Annotated in this window: 14 protein-coding genes and 1 pseudogene; 4 read left to right on the forward strand and 11 right to left on the reverse strand. The window is 47.9% G+C overall.

The window, feature by feature from the left end:
- Positions 1-36: 36 nt before the first annotated feature.
- The 6 genes and pseudogenes from KTH89_RS09140 to KTH89_RS09165 form a co-directional block, all read right to left on the reverse strand.
- The gene (locus tag KTH89_RS09140; protein ID WP_158345660.1) at positions 37-603 is read right to left on the reverse strand and encodes an RpiB/LacA/LacB family sugar-phosphate isomerase; all 567 of its coding nucleotides are present in this window, start codon (positions 601-603) and stop codon (positions 37-39) included.
- Between the two features lie 138 nt (positions 604-741).
- The gene (locus KTH89_RS09145; RefSeq protein ID WP_158345661.1) at positions 742-1,764 is read right to left on the reverse strand and encodes a LacI family DNA-binding transcriptional regulator; all 1,023 of its coding nucleotides are present in this window, start codon (positions 1,762-1,764) and stop codon (positions 742-744) included.
- A 185-nt stretch (positions 1,765-1,949) separates the two neighbouring features.
- Positions 1,950-3,341: a DUF234 domain-containing protein gene (locus KTH89_RS09150; protein WP_158345662.1), complete on the reverse strand. Its 1,392-nt coding sequence runs from the start codon at positions 3,339-3,341 to the stop codon at positions 1,950-1,952.
- Between the two features lie 86 nt (positions 3,342-3,427).
- Positions 3,428-3,573, reverse strand: a pseudogene (locus KTH89_RS25095) (rubredoxin); the annotation flags it as partial.
- A 147-nt stretch (positions 3,574-3,720) separates the two neighbouring features.
- The gene (locus KTH89_RS09160; protein ID WP_158345663.1) at positions 3,721-4,809 is read right to left on the reverse strand and encodes a PucR family transcriptional regulator; all 1,089 of its coding nucleotides are present in this window, start codon (positions 4,807-4,809) and stop codon (positions 3,721-3,723) included.
- A gap of 304 nt (positions 4,810-5,113) precedes the next feature.
- Positions 5,114-6,226 carry an ABC transporter ATP-binding protein gene (locus KTH89_RS09165; protein WP_158345664.1) on the reverse strand — a complete coding sequence of 371 codons (1,113 nt, stop codon included), beginning with the start codon at positions 6,224-6,226 and terminating at the stop codon, positions 5,114-5,116.
- 351 nt (positions 6,227-6,577) lie between these two features.
- Here KTH89_RS09165 and KTH89_RS09170 point away from each other — a divergent pair, with 351 nt between their 5' ends.
- On the forward strand, positions 6,578-7,273 hold the full coding sequence (locus KTH89_RS09170; protein ID WP_158345665.1) for a YesL family protein: 696 nt from the start codon (positions 6,578-6,580) through the stop codon (positions 7,271-7,273).
- A gap of 224 nt (positions 7,274-7,497) precedes the next feature.
- Here KTH89_RS09170 and KTH89_RS09175 read toward each other — a convergent pair whose 3' ends face one another.
- The 4 genes from KTH89_RS09175 to KTH89_RS09190 all read right to left on the reverse strand — a co-directional run bounded on the left by KTH89_RS09175 (position 7,498) and on the right by KTH89_RS09190 (position 13,404).
- On the reverse strand, positions 7,498-9,984 hold the full coding sequence (locus KTH89_RS09175) for a sensor histidine kinase (protein ID WP_158345666.1): 2,487 nt from the start codon (positions 9,982-9,984) through the stop codon (positions 7,498-7,500).
- A gap of 38 nt (positions 9,985-10,022) precedes the next feature.
- A complete protein-coding gene (locus KTH89_RS09180) occupies positions 10,023-10,718 on the reverse strand; it encodes a response regulator transcription factor (RefSeq protein ID WP_158345667.1) in 696 nt (231 codons plus the stop codon).
- A gap of 433 nt (positions 10,719-11,151) precedes the next feature.
- Entirely contained in the window at positions 11,152-12,312 is a 1,161-nt protein-coding gene (locus tag KTH89_RS09185; RefSeq protein ID WP_158345668.1) for a DUF1002 domain-containing protein, read from the reverse strand.
- Between the two features lie 132 nt (positions 12,313-12,444).
- A complete protein-coding gene (locus tag KTH89_RS09190) occupies positions 12,445-13,404 on the reverse strand; it encodes a calcium/sodium antiporter (protein ID WP_158345669.1) in 960 nt (319 codons plus the stop codon).
- A gap of 749 nt (positions 13,405-14,153) precedes the next feature.
- Between KTH89_RS09190 and KTH89_RS09195 the strand changes: the two genes are divergently transcribed.
- Both KTH89_RS09195 and KTH89_RS09200 read left to right on the forward strand, forming a co-directional pair.
- On the forward strand, positions 14,154-14,843 hold the full coding sequence (locus KTH89_RS09195) for an RluA family pseudouridine synthase (protein ID WP_158345670.1): 690 nt from the start codon (positions 14,154-14,156) through the stop codon (positions 14,841-14,843).
- A gap of 10 nt (positions 14,844-14,853) precedes the next feature.
- Positions 14,854-15,675 carry a helix-turn-helix domain-containing protein gene (locus KTH89_RS09200; protein ID WP_238721443.1) on the forward strand — a complete coding sequence of 274 codons (822 nt, stop codon included), beginning with the start codon at positions 14,854-14,856 and terminating at the stop codon, positions 15,673-15,675.
- 305 nt (positions 15,676-15,980) lie between these two features.
- Here the strand turns inward: KTH89_RS09200 and KTH89_RS09205 are convergent, their stop codons facing one another.
- On the reverse strand, positions 15,981-16,916 hold the full coding sequence (locus tag KTH89_RS09205; RefSeq protein ID WP_238721444.1) for a DMT family transporter: 936 nt from the start codon (positions 16,914-16,916) through the stop codon (positions 15,981-15,983).
- A gap of 137 nt (positions 16,917-17,053) precedes the next feature.
- On the opposite strand from KTH89_RS09205, the gene KTH89_RS09210 reads away from it, so the two are divergent.
- The gene (locus KTH89_RS09210) at positions 17,054-17,590 is read left to right on the forward strand and encodes a CGNR zinc finger domain-containing protein (RefSeq protein WP_238721445.1); all 537 of its coding nucleotides are present in this window, start codon (positions 17,054-17,056) and stop codon (positions 17,588-17,590) included.
- Positions 17,591-17,895: the final 305 nt, after the last annotated feature.

Genomic DNA, 17,895 nt, shown 5'->3' on the forward strand with positions numbered 1-17,895 from the left:
CCACGGTTCCCAGCCGCCCCCGGTTAAGGCCAAATCTTATTCCGGTTTATCCATCAGGGAGAGTTCCACATCTCCCATCCGCTTCACTTCAAATCCATTTTTCTTAAACTCTTCATAGTCGAAGGCATCCAACTCGTCACAGGCCAGTTTGTGGAATTCATAGAAATTCGGCCACCACTCATAGCCATCCCCCAAATTATGGGTCAAAAACGCCTCCGCGATCTCTTTCCCCATCTGCGGAGCCACATAAAACGCTCCCATAGCCAGCACGTTGACGCCGTTGCCGGTGATCGCCCGCAATGCGGCCGGTACGCTCTCCACAACCCCCGAGAACACGCCCGGGCATTTGCTGGCGGCGATATGGATACCCATGCCGGTCCCGCAGAAGAGCAGCGCGCGCTCAAATTCGCCTTCCGTAATCTTTGCTCCGACTTTGAGGCCGATCCGGTGGAACATTTCCGGATCCTCTTCGTCCGCCGATTTTACGCCGATGTCGGTGACTTTCCAACCCTTGCTTTTTAAATACTCCACAACCGCTTCCTTCAAAGGAAATCCTGCAAAATCCGCTCCTACCAATACATACTTATCTTTTACTGTTTTCATACTCAATCTCTCCTTTTTTATTTTATTTAGCTTTCATTCAAACGTTTTAACGACCCGAATACCTTCTCTTCTCTTTTTCCCTCCTTTTCTTTCCATCATTTTTTCGTTAAAACGTTTTAACAATTACCATAATAAACTTTAGCAGGATTCCCTGATGATCAGCTCCTGCTGCAGAGTGACATTCACCACAGTACCGTCCTCGATTTTAGCTCTGGTCATCCGCCACAGCTCTTTACCCAGCAGCTCTCTGTCCTGATTCACAGTAGTCAGCCTGGGTTGCACAAACCCTGCAATGGGCAGATTATCATAGCCCACCACGCCAAAGTCTCCCGGCACCTGATAACCGGCTTCCGAAAACGCCCGCAGCATTCCGATCGCCAGCAGATCAGAGGAGGCCAGGAAAGCCTCCGGCAGTTCTTCTTTCTTATAATTCCGCAGTAAATCTATCGTAAACTGATATCCGGCCCGCATATTATCCAGACAAAGCTTTTCCGAGATAAACACATGCTCCTGCCGGAATTCATATCCATAAGTATCAAGCGCTTCCTTGTAACCCTCAAAACGGTCCTGCAAATTCGTCAGATCCAGCTTTTCCGAAATAAAACCAATGGACCGGTAACCTTTCTCCTTCAGCATGGATACCACCTGATTCATAATCCTTCTATTATCATACTGAATATAAGGAATATGACAGCCTTCTATCCGCCGGTCCGCCAATATCACCGATACCCCCTGCCGGCCCAGCATGCCGATCGCCGCCTCATCATCATGGCCATTCACAACCACTACGGCATCCACATTATTCTGCACCAGGCTCTCCAGTTCCTTCTTCTCCCGTTCCGTCGAATATTCATAACCCAGAATAAGAACCGTATAGCCGTCCGCGTCCGCGCTCTCCATAAATGTACTGGCCACCTGAGAATGGAAACTGTTATTCAGGTTCGGTATCATCAGCCCAATCATCCGGCTCTTCTTAGATCTCATATACCTGGCCATAGGATTCGGTTTATAATCAAGCTCCCGTACAGCCTCCCGCACCCGCTGCGTCGTCTCCGGCGATATGGGCGCCGTGCCATTAATCACATGGGATACCGTACCGATCGTAACTCCCGCTCTTTCAGCCACTTCTTTAATTGTAGTCCGTCTCCCTGTCTTAGCCATCTTTCCCGTATCCTCTGCGCGTCATCCGTTCATCCCGAGTTAAAACGTTTTCATATCTTAAATATATACTTTTTTACTATAAAAGTCAAGAATTTCCGCCCCTTACTTGACGAAAGAACTCGCACCGGCAATACCGTCTTTTTGAAAAATTCCCCAATAATCTTTCCCCTTGTCATAAAACCCTTCTATGATAGCAGCATTACATTCTTCTGCCGGGCGGCCTGTGCCTCTAGTTCTGGCGTAAACCCGTTAACGCTGAACAAAACATAATATTCTTTGCGCTCCGGGCCTTTCCACTCCACCATTTTCGCCTTTTGCATCAGCATTTCCAACACGTTGACTCCCACCGGGCCTTTCCAGTATTTGCACTCGCCGAAGATGATGTTGCCGCCTTCCTCGTCAGTCGCTACTACGTCGATCTTTGCGTCTTTGTTATTCCACCAGCGCCCGACGTTCTGAGCCTGGAACGGCCAGCACCCCCCTGCGCTCAACTGCCATATTTTTTCCCGACAGATATCCTCGTAAACAAAGCTCACATGACTGTCGATAAAATTCTGCTCGATCTTATTCATCACCAGCTCGCTGTGCCCGGATTCTATATATCCCATGTTTGGGAAAATAAATTTGAACCAAAACAACAGAAAGTTATCCCGCAACCGGTATAACCCTTTTTTGCTCTTGTCCGGTGATTTCTCCGTCACCGGCACATCCCGATACAGAATATCCAAATCCATGAGCGTTTTCAAGTAACGTGTAATCTTTGACTGCGCAATCTCCAGAGAACCCGCGATTTTTGACAGCTTCTGATTGCCTGCAGCGATGGTTTTGATGATGGAAAAGTAACTCCCCACCTCGGACACTTCCTTTTGCAAAAGAAAGTTCGGCTCGTCATACAGGAAACTGGAAGTGTTTACGATATGTTCCCGGATCGCTTCATAAATATTGTCGTTGCTCTCGAACACTTCCACATACTTTGGCACCCCGCCCGTGATGCTGTAAAGGGGGATCAGTTCCTTTTCTCCCCGCTCCGGATAAAATTCTCCATAATACCGGAACGGAATCTGTTTTAATTTAATCTGCGCGGTGCGACGTCCATACAGTGGACTGCCATAGTTTAGGGTTTGCTCCTCCATCATATGAATCAGAGAGCCGCACAAAATCACCATGACGTTTTCCTGCTTCAATACCTTCTCCCAAATCTTTTGAAAGATAGACGGGAACGCTGGGTTGGCTTTCCCCAAGTATTGAAACTCGTCCAGGATCAGCACTTTTTTCCGCTCGGTCTTGGTTTTGACAATGGTTTGAAAGATAATCTCCCACTCGTCCACAACCGCATTTTTCAAAAGCGCATCCTCCAGATAATCCGCAACCAAATTTTTGAATTGGTTGCGGTTCTGTACCTCGCTTTCCTCCGTTGCCAGAAAATACAGCGCGTTCTTGCCTTTCATAAATTCGATGCAAAGGGAGGTTTTCCCTACTCTGCGCCGTCCATAAAGCACGACCAGGCTGGATTCCTTTTTTTCATACTGCTTTTCCAATGTCCGCAATTCATCTTCGCGGTCAACAAATTTTTGCATCCGATTCGCCCTCGCTTCCTATCTCATCTCAATAGGATTTCCTCGTCTTATATTAATTTTAAAGTATAATAATTTCAAGTATATCTTTTCAGTAAATCATAGACTATCTTAATCATCCCCTCGACCGCCATCGTCTCCTTGGTCACAACCAGACGCACTCCGGATAGGCTTTCGCTAATTCTGTCTCAAACGCGGGGCCCTTCATTTGATTTTGCGGTGAACCTTTGCGGATACTCAAGCACCGTTAGCAAAAAAAAGCAAAAACGGCCGGGCGCGCATCCAAATTGCTGAATACGCGCCCGGCCGTTGCTTAGAACAAATGAAGATGACTTATATCTTCTAAATGTGTCATCTTATTTTCATGCCCATCTTTTCTTCATTAATAATCCAGGCTGTCCATATAATTCATATAGCTGACCACCATCAGGGCGATCTTGAACGTCAGCGCGTCATCGAACACCCTGATATCCAATCCGGTGCTCTTCTGAAGCTTCTCCAGCCTGTAGACCAGCGTATTCCGGTGAACATAGAGCTGGCGCGCCGTCTCAGACACATTCAGATTATTCTCAAAGAATTTGTAAATGGTGAACAAAGTTTCATCATCAAATGTATCCGGCAGCTCGTCGCCGAACACCTCTTTCATAAACATCTCACACAGCGGCAGCGGCAGCTGATAGATCAACCGGCCGATTCCCAGCGTGCTGTACGCGACGATGCTGCGTTCCGCATAAAAGATGCGTCCCACGTCCAGCGCCATTTTCGCTTCTTTATAAGACTTGGATAATTCTTTGATATCCGTGACGATCGTTCCGTAGGAAACCCGCACCTGGGTCATAGCCTCCGTATTCAGCATATCCACCAGGATTTTCGCGGTATTGTTCAACTCATCCGCGCCGTCATTTTCTTTTAATTCTTTGACCAGAATGATATTCTTCTCATCCACGGCCGTTATAAAATCCTTTGTATTGACCGCGAACAGGTTTTTGACCGTCTCCAATGCGTTGTTATCCTTCTCGTATTTGGTCTCAATCATAAACACCACCCGGCGGGCTTCTATAGCAATATGAAGCTTTTTGGCGCGGTTATAGATATCCACCAGCAAAAGATTATCCAGCAGCAGATTCTGAATAAAATTATTTTTGTCAAAACGCTCTTTATATGCCACGATCAGATTCTGAATCTCGCTGACCGCGATCTTTCCGATCATATACACATCCTCGCCGGCTCCTCTGGCGATCAGGGTATAGCTGGCCTGTCTGTCATCCATTACTTTAAAGAAATGATACCCCTGAATCTCCTGACTGTCCGCCTGCGACTCCGCAAAGCTTTCAGCCGCCTCTTTTAAAAAGTCCTCTAATTCACAAGTGGCTGCCACCGGCAGGCCGTCCAGATCCATCACACATAAATCAACTCTTGTTATTGCCTTCAATTCGTCTATCGCCGATTGTACTATTTGATTCGATATCATAGTTAGCTCCTTTCCCTGCGATTACCCGGCTCTCCCGCCCTGGGACTGCTTTCGGAGAGTATTTCGCAATACCGTTGCTAGCCCCATTCTAAATGTTCTTTTCCAAAAACGCAAGTCCCCCCTCTGAAAAAGTCACCAATTTTACAAAAACTTGATCCTGTTTTGGCATTGCTGTTACATTGTTATCCGATTCCAATATTCCGCCGCAGGGCGATCCCCCGGAGGGCTTTTTAGTCCATAGGAGCACTTTCCCATGGACTAAAAAGCCCCGGCAGGCAAGCCCTGCCGGGGCAATATTCTGATCTTAGTTGGTGATCGTCAGCTCGGTTTCTTTGTCGAATACGTGGATTCTCTCTACATCCAGAGCAAATTTCACGGTATCGCCGGTTCTTGCTGTGGTACGGGGATCCACTCTGGCGGTCATCGGGAAGCCTTCTACATCGAAGTATAAGTAAACTTCCGCGCCGAGCAGCTCATACACTTTGATGGTGGATTCCACAACGCTGTTCGGAGATGCTTCGATGAACATCTGGCTGTCGTTTACATCTTCCGGACGGATTCCGAGTACAACGGTCTTTCCGTCATATCCGCCGGAGATTAATTTCTTCGCCTTTGCAGGAGGAAGCTGAATCGCGTGCGGTCCGATCTGAAGGGTAACTTTATCTCCATTTACCTTGCAGACTGCATCCAGGAAGTTCATCTGAGGAGATCCGATGAATCCGGCAACGAACAGATTGCAGGGAGCTGCATATAAGTTCTGAGGAGTATCTACCTGCTGGATGATACCGTCTTTCATAACGACGATTCTGGTACCCAGCGTCATAGCCTCTGTCTGGTCATGAGTTACATAGATGATGGTGGTTCCCAGTCTCTGATGCAGTTTGGAGATCTCAATACGCATCTGAACTCTTAACTTGGCATCCAGGTTGGACAGAGGTTCGTCCATCAGGAATACTTTGGGATCACGAACGATGGCACGTCCCATAGCAACACGCTGTCTCTGGCCGCCGGACAGAGCCTTCGGTTTACGGTCTAACAGGGGTTCCAGATCCAGGATTCTGGCTGCCTCTTTTACCATTTTATCTATCTGATCTTTGGGAACTTTTCTTAATTTAAGACCGAATGCCATGTTATCGTATACGGTCATATGAGGATACAGAGCGTAGTTCTGGAATACCATAGCGATATCTCTGTCTTTGGGTTCCACATCGTTTACTACTCTGTCACCAATCTTTAATTCACCGGAAGAGATCTCTTCCAGACCTGCGATCATACGAAGGGTTGTAGATTTACCACATCCGGAGGGACCTACGAAGATGATGAACTCTTTGTCTTCGATCTCCAGATTGAAATTCTTAACGGCCTCGAAACCGTTGGGATACACTTTACAAATGTCTTTTAATGATAAACTTGCCATGTGTGAATTCCTCCTAAACTATTTTCTGTTTTATGTTCTGAGATGGCGTCTCAATTACTGCATTTAGTATAACGTAATCTGCCATTTCCGACCATGCCACTATCCACCAAAGATTCCAGAAATCCTTTGGCACATTCGACAAAGGGATTTTAAAGAAAATGGGGCCGCCGTCAATCTGCCGAAGATTTTTATGATTTCATAGACAAGTTGACGAATCTTCCTTTTCGATTGATTTATGACTGCTCATTCGCTATAATCTATTATAAATGCAAACGTAAAATTGCCGAATCAGGGGCGTATCTCGCCGCTTCCTGATTTCCTAATTCATATCACGAGAGAAAGGTCGATTCTATGAGTAACTTTTTTAACATGGACAATAAGTTCTTCACAGCGCTGGGACGTATCGCGGACATGATCATCCTGAACGTCATCTTTGTAATCTGCTGCATTCCCATCGTCACCATCGGGGCCGCCTGGACCGCCATGTATTACGTAGCCCTTAAGATGGTAAAAAATGAGGAATCCTATATTATCCGGAGCTTTTTAAAATCCTTCAAGGAAAACTTCAAGCAGGCCACCATCATCTGGGTGATCTTCCTGATCGCGGGAATTATCCTGGGCGTGGACTTCTGGGTCATGACCGGCGTAACCGCATCCTGGGGCAAAATTTTCCTCTACGCGCTGGGCGTTGTGGCGCTGATGTACGCATTTACTCTGGCTTACGTATTTCCGGTATTATCCAGATTCTATAATACCACGAAGAATACGGTGAAGAACGCGTTTCTGATGAGTCTGCGGCATTTGCCCTGGACCATATTGCTTGTGCTGATCACGTATCTCCCGCTGATTATTTTCTTCTTTTTGACACAGATTTTCTTCGTCATTCTTCCATTCTGGATTATCGCAGGTTTCGGAGTGCAGGCTTTTGTCAGCTCTTATATTTTCGTCCGGGTATTTAAGCACTACATGCCGGAAGAGACCGAAGTGGAAGAGACGGAGTTCCATGTGCCGAGCGCCGATGAGGCTTCTGAAGCAGATAGCGAATAAGCGGTAAGAAACCCTAAGGAAGTACGCATTATACAGCAGGAGAGCGAAACTCCTCTTAATCTCAAAGGGACCGGAGCACAATATGCCATATGGCTCAAATTGTGCTCCGGTCCCTTTAACCGTTTATTATATAGACAGCCTAAAACCAGTGACTGCCCATCATCTGTACGGTAATCAGAAGCAGCAGCAGTCCGCATATAATAAGCAGCGCCGGAATTACCGCCCTATTCTTCCTCATGCTTTGCCTCTTGCCTCTGCTCTTGGTGGCTCTCCTCCGTTTTTACAAAGGATATGGTCACGCGGAAAAGGTCCCCATCCAAATAAATCTCAAAATGTCCGTTCTGAAGCTCAGTCAGGTTTTTGGCAATAGACAGTCCCAGCCCGCTGCCTTCCGTGCTCCTGGACACGTCTCCGCGGATGAACCGTTCGGTCAGCTCGTCAGCCCGGATGTTTAGTGGGTGCTCGGATATATTTTTGATCGAGAAACGGATATATCCGTCTTCCTCCGCCAGATCCACATACACCCGGGTATGGGGCAGCGCATATTTCGCCACATTGTTGAACAGGTTATCCAGCACCCGGTACAACCGGCGGCCGTCGGCCCGCACCACCGCCGCAGCGTTTGGCACATTCTCGATCAGTTCCAGGTCCTTGGCCTCGAATTTCTCGGTAAATTCAGCAGTCGTCTGATTGATCAGTTCCACGAAGTTCAAGTGCTCGAAGTTTAATGTAATGTTCCCTGAGCTTACCTTGGAAGCCTCCACCAGATCTTCCGTCAGCTGTTTTAATCTCTGGGATTTTTCATCCAGGATACGGATATAACCGCTGATCTTCTCATCCTGGATATGCTCTCTTTTTAACAGGTCCACATAGTTAATGATGGATGTCAGGGGCGTTTTGATATCGTGGGACACATTCGTGATCAGGTCGGTTTTCAGCCTCTCATTTTTCATGCTGTCTGCCACCGCGTTCTGCAGCCCTTCCCCGATGTTGTTCACCGCCTGGGCGATTTTAAGGTTATCATCCTTTAATGATTCTGTTTTTAACTTATATTCCAGATCGCCGTCCCTGATCTTCTGAATGCCTTCCATAATCTCGCTGCGCTGCCCCTCTTCCCGTAAAAGCAGGGCTCCGACAAAGGCGTTGAAGCCCAGGGCCAGCAGGCCGAATAACAGCAGCGTGAGTCTCGATCTGGCCTGAATCATAAATAACGCCAGCAAAAAGTCAATCAGCAGGAAGCCCAGAAAGCTGACCAGCACCTTGACATTGGAACGAATCCCTTTCGCTCCGCCGTACAGCGTCCCAAAAAACCAGCCGAGAATACTTTTTTTCCAGAAGATTCCCCCTTTGATTTTTCTGGCCAGGCACAGATATCCGGCCATCAGCAGAAGATCTGCCAGAATAGATACGACTATGGCCGATATAATAACCAGAGATTTTACGCTGTACAGGGTATTTAACACCATAACCGCGGAAAAAACCACTAAGATTCCCAGGGCCACGATACAGGCCAGGACAAATTCTGTCGGTATGTTATCTACGGAAGACAGATGGATTTCCTCATCATCCGTCCGCCTGCCGGACACGACGGTCAGGGCCACCAGCACGACGATGTAAAGGAAAAGGGAGATCAATCCACCGTACATCAACGCCTGGAACCAGGGCCTGGTCTGTTCATATTCTATTTTGGCATCATAGAATCCATCGTGTATCGGATAGGTAGTGTCTATGCCCGCCGCAATCGTATAATCTCCGCCCGCAAGCGCCGACAGCTGATTCAGGTTCCGGTAAATATTTTCCATAGTCACTTTGGAATCCATATAGCTCCAGCCATTTACCGCCTGATTGATCGCTTTATTAAACGAATCGATACTGGACTTCGGACTTTTTTCAAAATTTAAAGAAGCGGAGTCCAGATAGATGTAAGCTCCCAGCCCCCGGATGCTTTTTATCGCCTCCTCCGCGTCGGCGGCGCTTTGGATACCGTCCAGGTTACTGTAAGCTTTTCCGGTGGTCCGGTTTACTATGGCATAGCGGAAATTGCTTTTATCCTCCTGGTATTTTGCCAGATTCCATTTGTACTGCTCTACTCCGTTATACGCGTTGTCGATGGCATTGGACAGATAGCCGTACATTTTAGACGGATTCACGTCCGGATGCTGTTCCAGGTATTCTTCCAGGCTGACGTCTCCTACCGGGGCGTAGCTTTCATCAAATCTATAATTCTCCTGCCCTGCCTGCACAGACACGGAACTATCATCTGCCGTTACAGACGCCGTCACACCGGAATCACCGGCCCAGTCATCGGTTGCCACTTCCTTTACGGAATAGCTTTCATTTTCTTTTCCCTGCCTGCCCCAATTTACCAGGTCCTCCAGATAATAGCCGATGCTGCGCGTGACTTCCCCTGTAATCCGTCCATTCAGCGCGTAGTCTTCGATATCCACGATTTTTTTCGGGTTATACACCCCGTCGGTTTCAAAATTATATTTGTAATCGGTCAGCCAGATCGTATCATAGACACCACTCATAAAGGCGTCGTCAAATTGCGCCGACTGCTCATATTTGCCCTGTCCGGCAAACAGGCTGTCTCCGCCCTTCATCAGCATCAGCGTGCCAAAGCAGACGGAGAGCACCATGATGCCCACCAGCACCTGCTGCAGGACCAACAGGGCCGCTTTTCCCCCCGGGGAATATAAAAATCTTTTCATAGTTTCCTCCACACGTGCGCTTTTTTGCACTTATAAGTTCAGGACAGCTTTTCGACCTTGTATCCGATCCCCCACACCACCTTCAGATAGCGGGGTTCCTTCGGATTAATCTCGATCTTTTCCCGGATATGCCGGATATGGACCGCCACCGTATTATCCGCCGCGATGGCCTCCTCATTCCAGATATTTTCATAGATCTGGTCGATCGAAAATACTTTCCCCTGATTCTTAACCAGCAGCAGCAAAATCTTATACTCGATGGGCGTCAGCTTCACCTGTTCGCCGTCCACCGTCACTTCCTTCAGCTCGTCATTTACCTTAAGCCCTCCGGTCTGAAAGACCTGGCTGCCGGATTCCTGTATATTTCCCAACTGGGTATACCGCCTTAACTGTGATTTTACCCTGGCTATGAGTTCCAGCGGGTTAAACGGCTTCGTCACATAATCGTCCGCCCCGATGTTCAGGCCCAGGATCTTATCCGCGTCCTCGGATTTGGCGGATAAGATGATGATCGGAAGGCTGTTATTTTCCCGGATCTTTAAGGTCGCACGGATACCGTCCAGCTTCGGCATCATGACATCGATCACCAGCAGATGGACGTCGTTCTCCTTCAGCATATCCAAGGCCTGCTGGCCGTCATACGCTTTTAATATGTGATAGCCTTCCTGGGTCAGGTAAATGTCGATCGCTTCTACTATTTCTTTATCATCGTCACACACTAATATATTCTGCATTTTTTCCTCCATCGTGCGTTTTTTCGCACATACAGGTGTGGGTGAACATCTTTTGGTTCAACCGTTCCTCCATTGTGCGTATTTTTTTCGCACCAATTAGTATGGGTGAAAAAACGGAATCACCCTGTCCTCTATTATACCTCAACCCCTTTCGCCGGTCATCTTTTTTCCTTCTTTTGTATATTCTGTTTTCCAGACAGATACCGGTTCTCATGTCATATCATTACCGGATTCTTATATTTTAAGTTATAACATTTGAATATTAAGTCCAGTTCAAAGGAATTATGAAGAATTTCTTAATATATGAAAATGAAGGATAACAAACGGATCTTGCAAACGGAGCAAGCAAACGAGCAAACGGGACATGTCCCAAATCAATTTGGACATGTCCCGTTTTGTCGTTTTGTTCTTTTATATTCTGTTATTTATCTCTTTATTTGCCGAACAGGGATGCGAAAAAGTTCTTGATCGCATTCCAGATGTTTGAGAAGAAAGCGCCGATACCGGAGTTGTCAAAATGCAGATCCAGATCCAATCCGCTTAATTTGTCATAGATATCCTTTGCCTGATTCAGCAGGGTATCCACATCAATATCCAGTTCGCTGAACTTCTTCATCAGAGCCAGCAGCTGCTCTTTGTCATGATCGGAAAGGGTGATTTCCAGTTTATCGGAGGCTTTGTCGATAACCTCCATAATGTCCTCGTCGCTGTCCAGGCCGTTCTCGGCTACATACTGCTTGATGAGGGCGATCAGCTCTTCCACCTTTTGGGGATCTCCGATGGTCTTGGCCAGTTCACCGGTCAGGGCCAGCTCATTATTGGCCACGGCCAGAGAGTCTTTGGGTAGTTCTTTTCCGGTCATCTGCTCATAGGCTTTTGCCACGCCTACCAGCGCCGCTGTTCCGGCGATGGGCTTGGGGCCCGCCACAACTACGTTGGCGTCTTCGATGCCCGCGGTAACCAGAGCATTCCGGTACATATTTTCCGTACAGTAATTAATGTTGAAGCAGCTGACGTTGATTCCGGAGCCTTTGTCCAGTTTATTAATCAGTACGGAGGACCAGGACTTGGAGCCGATCAGCTTGGAATCTACAAATTCATCCAGATATGCATGCTCTTCCGCGTTGGTGACCTGAACCACATCAAATTCACTCAGATCGCGGCCTTCCAGGCCCAGAAGTCTGAGAACCGTAGCCTTCTGGCTGTCATCCAGATCGGCTCCCAATGCCAGATAAGGTTTGGACGTGGGCGCCGGCGCCTGGGTCGGGGTTTCCGTCGGGACGGGCGTCTGGGACGGCGTCACCTCGGGAGTCGGGGTCGGATTATTAATCTCATTGGAAGCCCCATTCTGCGCAGGCGTCGGAGTCGGTTCCGGGGTGGGGGTAGGGGTCGCAGCCGGAGCCTCATCCGGGGTAGGTGTGGGAGTCGCTTCCGGGGTGGGCGTGGGAGTTGTCTGCGCTCCGCCTTCCGCCGACGCAGCTTCCGCGCCCTGCTGCGCGCCATCCGCAGGCTGTTCCGTTGCAAAAGCCGTCATAGTTGACATCATAAGCGTGACCACCGCTAAAAATATGGCCAGCATCCTTTTCTTTTTCATGTTCTTTCCTCCTATAATCAGGTTCAGAATGATTGGCTGCGGCTATCCGCCGCAGTTAAATACCTGACCATTATAGCACACTCTTCCCAAATATGTTTTAATAAAATCTGAAAATTATATTAAATATCCGATTCACCGCAGGATAATATAGATCATATAGCCCGCGTAACAGGCCACCATGATGACGCCTTCCATGCGGTTCACCTTCCGGTTCGACGCCACAAAGAAATAGGACATGATGCTGACCACGATTAAGAACACCATGTCATACAGGGATTCCTGGCTTACCATTACCGGGTGGATAGCGGAGGAAGCTCCCAGTACAAGGAGGATGTTAAATATATTGGAGCCTACCACATTTCCCATAGCGATGTCGCTCTCGCCCTTCCTGGCGGCCACCACCGAAGTCGCCAGCTCGGGAAGGGATGTGCCGATCGCTACGATCGTCAGTCCGATCAGGGTCTGGCTCAGTCCGAACGCCGTGGCGATCTGCGTCGCGGCGTTGACAACCAGATTCCCGCCGATGACGATTCCCAGCATGCCGGCGATAATATAGACAATGCTGACTGCGGGAGACTTAAGCGGTTTGTGATCCTCGGGAAAATCCTGGAATTCTTTTCTGGCCTTCAGCGCATCCTTCAGCGTATAGGCCAGGAATACGGCGAACAGCACCAGCAGCACCATTCCGTCATATCTGGACACAAAAGCCGCCGCCTGCCCGAACAGCACTTTATCCAGACACATCACCAGAAGAACGATGGTAATCAGAATGGAATAAGGAAATTCCCTGCGGATCACCGACCGTTTTACGGCAATGGGCGTCATAACCGCGCTGAGCCCCGCCACCACCAGCAGGTTAAAAATGTTGGAGCCGATTACATTGCTGACCGCCAGCTCGTTGGCTCCTGTCAGCGCCGCGTTGATGCTTACGGAAGCTTCCGGCAGACTGGTTCCCATCGCCACGATCGTAAGCCCGATGATAATGCTTGGGACTTTCAGCAGTTTCGCTATATTAGAGCTTCCTTCCACGAAATAATCCGCGCCCTTAACCAGCAAAACAAAGCCAACCGCCAATAACAGATACTTTAACATTTACCATTCCTCCAGCTTTTTCTAATAGTATGCGCGCTTTTGTGCCTGCACAAACGCTTCCTTTTCCCGCTTTGCTTTTACCAACAAAAAAAAGACTGTTTATTGCACCACAAAGCTGCAATAAAAGTCTCGCCACAACGATAAGAAGTATGCGGCCCGGATTATTCCCATAATCGTGATGACGGATCCGCATAACATTATTGCTAATGCCAGCTACTCCCCTTTATCTTTGCTAAGTATAAACAATGCAAAAGGGCCTTGTCAAGCACGGATAGCAAAAACAAGAGAAGATATAAGATTTATTGCCTAAATATTTTTTAGCTATACTAAAAGTTTTTGTATTTATCAACAAATAATCTTATCTGCTCCCTCCGATTATCGTCAATCTGCGAATAGCCATTTTTATATATTTTGCTATAATAAAACTATCAAAGGAAAGAGAGGTGTTTTATATGTTCCTTGTCGCTTATATTTTAGTATTTTCATTGTTGGCAGCGGAGGCTTATCCCGTTCTTCGCAACAGTTGGAAAAAATCCCGCTAGTACCCGGATCCGGCTGAAGTATAGATCCTTCCGGGCGATTGGCCCTTACTATCGTTTCCGTTCATAAATTCTGTTTTCTAAATTCTCAGAACCAGGCCGGCACACAGGTTTCCCGTATAAGCCGGGAACCCTGGTTCTCATAGATTTTATCTTCCTTTTCCATTATATTGTGATACAATAAATGAAAACATTTTGCAGGAGGTTCCCATGAACCCGAATATTTTGTATGAAGATGACCAGCTCCTGGTCTGCAGGAAACCGGCCGGCGTTCCGGTTCAGAGCAGGCAGATCGGCGTGATGGATCTGGAGAGTTCCCTGAAGAATTATCTGGCGTTAAAGGAAAAATCGGGGCAGGCTCCCTATCTGGGTCTGATCCACCGCCTGGACCAGCCGGTGGAAGGTATCCTGTGTTTTGCCAGAACGCCGTCCGCGGCGGCCTTCCTTAGCGGGCAGCTCACAGACGGAACCATGCGGAAATACTATCTAGCCGTAACCACGGCCGTACCCGCGCATCCTGCGGGCACGCTGACCGATTATCTGATAAAAGACGGCCGAAAGAATCTCTCGGCCGTAGTATCTCCCACCGCAAAGGGCGCAAAAAAATCAATCCTTTCCTATCAGGTCCTGGCGGTACAGGATTCCAACGCCCTGCTGGAAATCCAGCTGAAAACCGGCCGTCATCACCAGATCCGGGTGCAGCTCTCCCACGCGGGCTTTCCTCTCTGGGGCGATACGAAATATAATCCAATGGCCGAGGCCGCCGGCGAATGGCTGCAAATCGCGCTGTGCGCCTATCGGCTGGAGTTCCGGCATCCGGACACCGGTAAGGATATGGCTTTTAAAATCACACCGGACAATGAAGTGTTCCGGCTGTTCCAGGTTCGGCATACCATATGAGGTGAAAACTATGCTTACCATCGAATACTGCGGCTATCACACGCACAATCCGGATCACGACCTGATATACCGGCCTTCCGGAACACTCAGTTACCTGTTTTTGCTGGTGCTCTCCCCCATGACCTTTTATTTCCCGGACGGGACCTGTCAGGCCGCCCGGCCGGGCGCCTGCATTTTATACGCTCCGGGGGTATACCAGCATTATCAGGCCGAAAAAGAATTTTTCAACAGTTACGTCCATTTTTTTTCGAACGGTACGAATCTTTCCAACGAAGCCGTTTCTTCCAACGAAAATATTCTTTCCGGCAAAACACTGCGCATCAACCGGCTGTTTTACCCCGACAGCGCCGACCGGCTGAACTGGCTGATCAAGCAGATTTATCATGAATACCTGAATCACACGGCGGATTCGGAGGAAATGACCGATCTGTACCTGCGCCAGCTGCTGATCCTGCTGCAGCGCGACCAGCGAAGGGAAAGCATCCCGGCCGAACAGCGGTCCGGCATCTATCCGGAGCTGCTGGCCTTAAGGGAGCAGATGCTCAGTTCCTGTGAGCGGCCCTGGGCGGTGGAACAGCTCTGTGATATCTTAAACATCGGCAAAAGCCAGCTTTATCAGTATTACCGGCGTTTCTTCCACAGCTCTCCCAAGGAGGATCTGATACAGGCCAGGCTGCAGAAGGCCCGCTATCTGATGACCAACAGCAACGTGACGATCCAGCAGGCCGCCTTCGATTCGGGATTCCAGAATATCTGTCATTTTAACCGGCAGTTTAAGCTACACTGCGGCTGTACGCCGGGAGAGTACCGGAACAGCCTGCAGGGCCGCTGAAAAGCCGGAAAGCCTTGATATTACAGGGTTTTCCGGCTTTTCAGCTTTCGCCTCCGCAGGTGCTTTTTCTTGAAATGGTGCCCACTTTTTATGCCGCTCCATACGGGGTCTTGAAATGTTGCGAGAAGAAACGCCGTCAAAGGGTTAATTCCCGGCCAGGAGTTTCCCACTCCGTCCCGGCCACGCGCTCCATAAGGGCCCGTACCTGTTCGGGGGTGTAGGGGGCGGGGGATAGGGCACGATGTAATTATGTCTTTATTTCAAAAACTGTAATTGTAATCCTTTCATCGTAATGCTCTCCTGTCTCAGAGCTTCGGCTCAATTTGGCCCGAGGTTTTTGCGGATTTTATCGACCTTGGTGTTGGCATTTGAGACAAAACAATGGCAATGAACATAAGTACACAGCCAAACGCCTCTTTGAACTTTAATGACTCGCCCAAAATAAGCCAACCGGACAGGACAGAAAAGACTGATTCTAAACTCAAAATTAGCGATGTTGCCACGGGTGAAACCTCTTTTTGTCCCAACGCTTGCAAGGTATAAGCAATTCCACAGGAGAAAATTCCGGTGTATAGGATAGGTGCACCAGCTTCAATAATTGATTGCAGACTGGGCCGTTCAATCAACGCCGCCGCGATTGCGCTTAATACTCCACACACGAAAAATTGTAAACACGAAAGTCTTACACAATCTACACGCGACGCGTAGTAGTCTACCGTGAGAATATGAATGGCGGTGGAAAGCGCGCAGAATAGAACAAAGGTATCCCCGACCCCCAAGTTGAATTTTTCGTTCATACAAAGCAGATACATGCCAACAATTCCAAGAAGTATGCAAAAACAAATATGTAAAGGCACACGTTTGCCGAAAAACAGCCCCAAGATCGGAACAATTACAATATATAGGGCTGTGATAAATCCGGCCTTTCCAACGGTTGTGTATGCAATACCAATTTGCTGTAATGAGGCAGTAACAAACACAATACAGCCGCAAATTATTCCACCTTGAAAAAATTTGTTATCTTTGGTTTTATGGCAAGCAGTGCTTGTTTGTTGCCGACTTTTGTGGTAACTTGTAAAAAGGATAAAAGGCAGCAATATGATTGCTCCAATAAAAAACCGTGCGGCATTAAAAGTAAATGGCCCCACATGATTTGTTCCCAAACTTTGAGCGACCAGCGATGTTCCCCATATTAGCGTTGCAAAAAGCAGCAATATTCCACCATATACTTTCGTTTTCAAAAATGGCGCCCCCCTTTTGTAACCTTCATTTTCTGAAATGAGAGTTACTTATAACCATATAATACGCCCGTAATATGTAACTGTCAATATCATTATTGAACGTTACATTGTAACAACAAACCATCGGAGGGTCTGAAATGGATTTTTTATGTCTGGACTTTATAAATAGTCGTTGGTATATTACCCACAAGCCTTTTCATGATCCATTGGACAGTCGTGATTGGCTGGAGAAAATAAGCACACGTTATAGCTTGCCTGAAATATGTTTAGTCAAAAATATTGGTGAACTCAAGACCTTCCGTGAATTGTTGTTTCATGCACTTTTGGAGCTTTGTATTGAATGCAAAATACAAGGGATTTACATTCAAAAGGTAAATGATATATTAGCAAATGGTCATGTTCAATCAGTCCTTATTCCCAAGGGTGGCGGCTATTGTCTACAGGTGCAACATCATTGTGATGATTTGACCTGGGTAATGTATCAAATCGCATTATCCTTTTCGGAATTGATAACTGAATATCCTATCGACAACTTAAAAAAATGTGGAAATCCTGATTGCGATTGGATTTTTTATGATGACAGTAAAAGTCACACGAGGAAGTGGTGTGACAATAGGTGTGCTAGTTTAATGAAAGTTCGTAAGTTTAGAGCAAAGGGCGCAGAAAAAAAGTAAGCGTCAAATTTGACGCTTACACTGCGTTGGCTACATCTGGCCATACTGGTTAGAAGTCCGTCCGCTTCGTTGCGCCTCCTCTCCCCACAAAACAAGTTTTGCGGGCCCCCTTTTCCAAAAGTCTGAGGCGCATCGCGCCCCTTGTCGACGGCCCGACGCTATCGCTCCTGGGCCTTATTTTCCCGCCCGTCCGTCAGGCCGAGCAGGTGATTCACGTTGCCTTTGACGGCCACCAGCTCCCGCATCTGCCGCTGGGCCTCCCGGCAAGTAGCAAAATCCACGTCGAAATGTTAGCTTTTAGGGCG

It is taken from the genome of Diplocloster agilis (genome assembly GCF_019042275.1).
GTDB classification, from domain to species: domain Bacteria; phylum Bacillota; class Clostridia; order Lachnospirales; family Lachnospiraceae; genus Diplocloster; species Diplocloster agilis.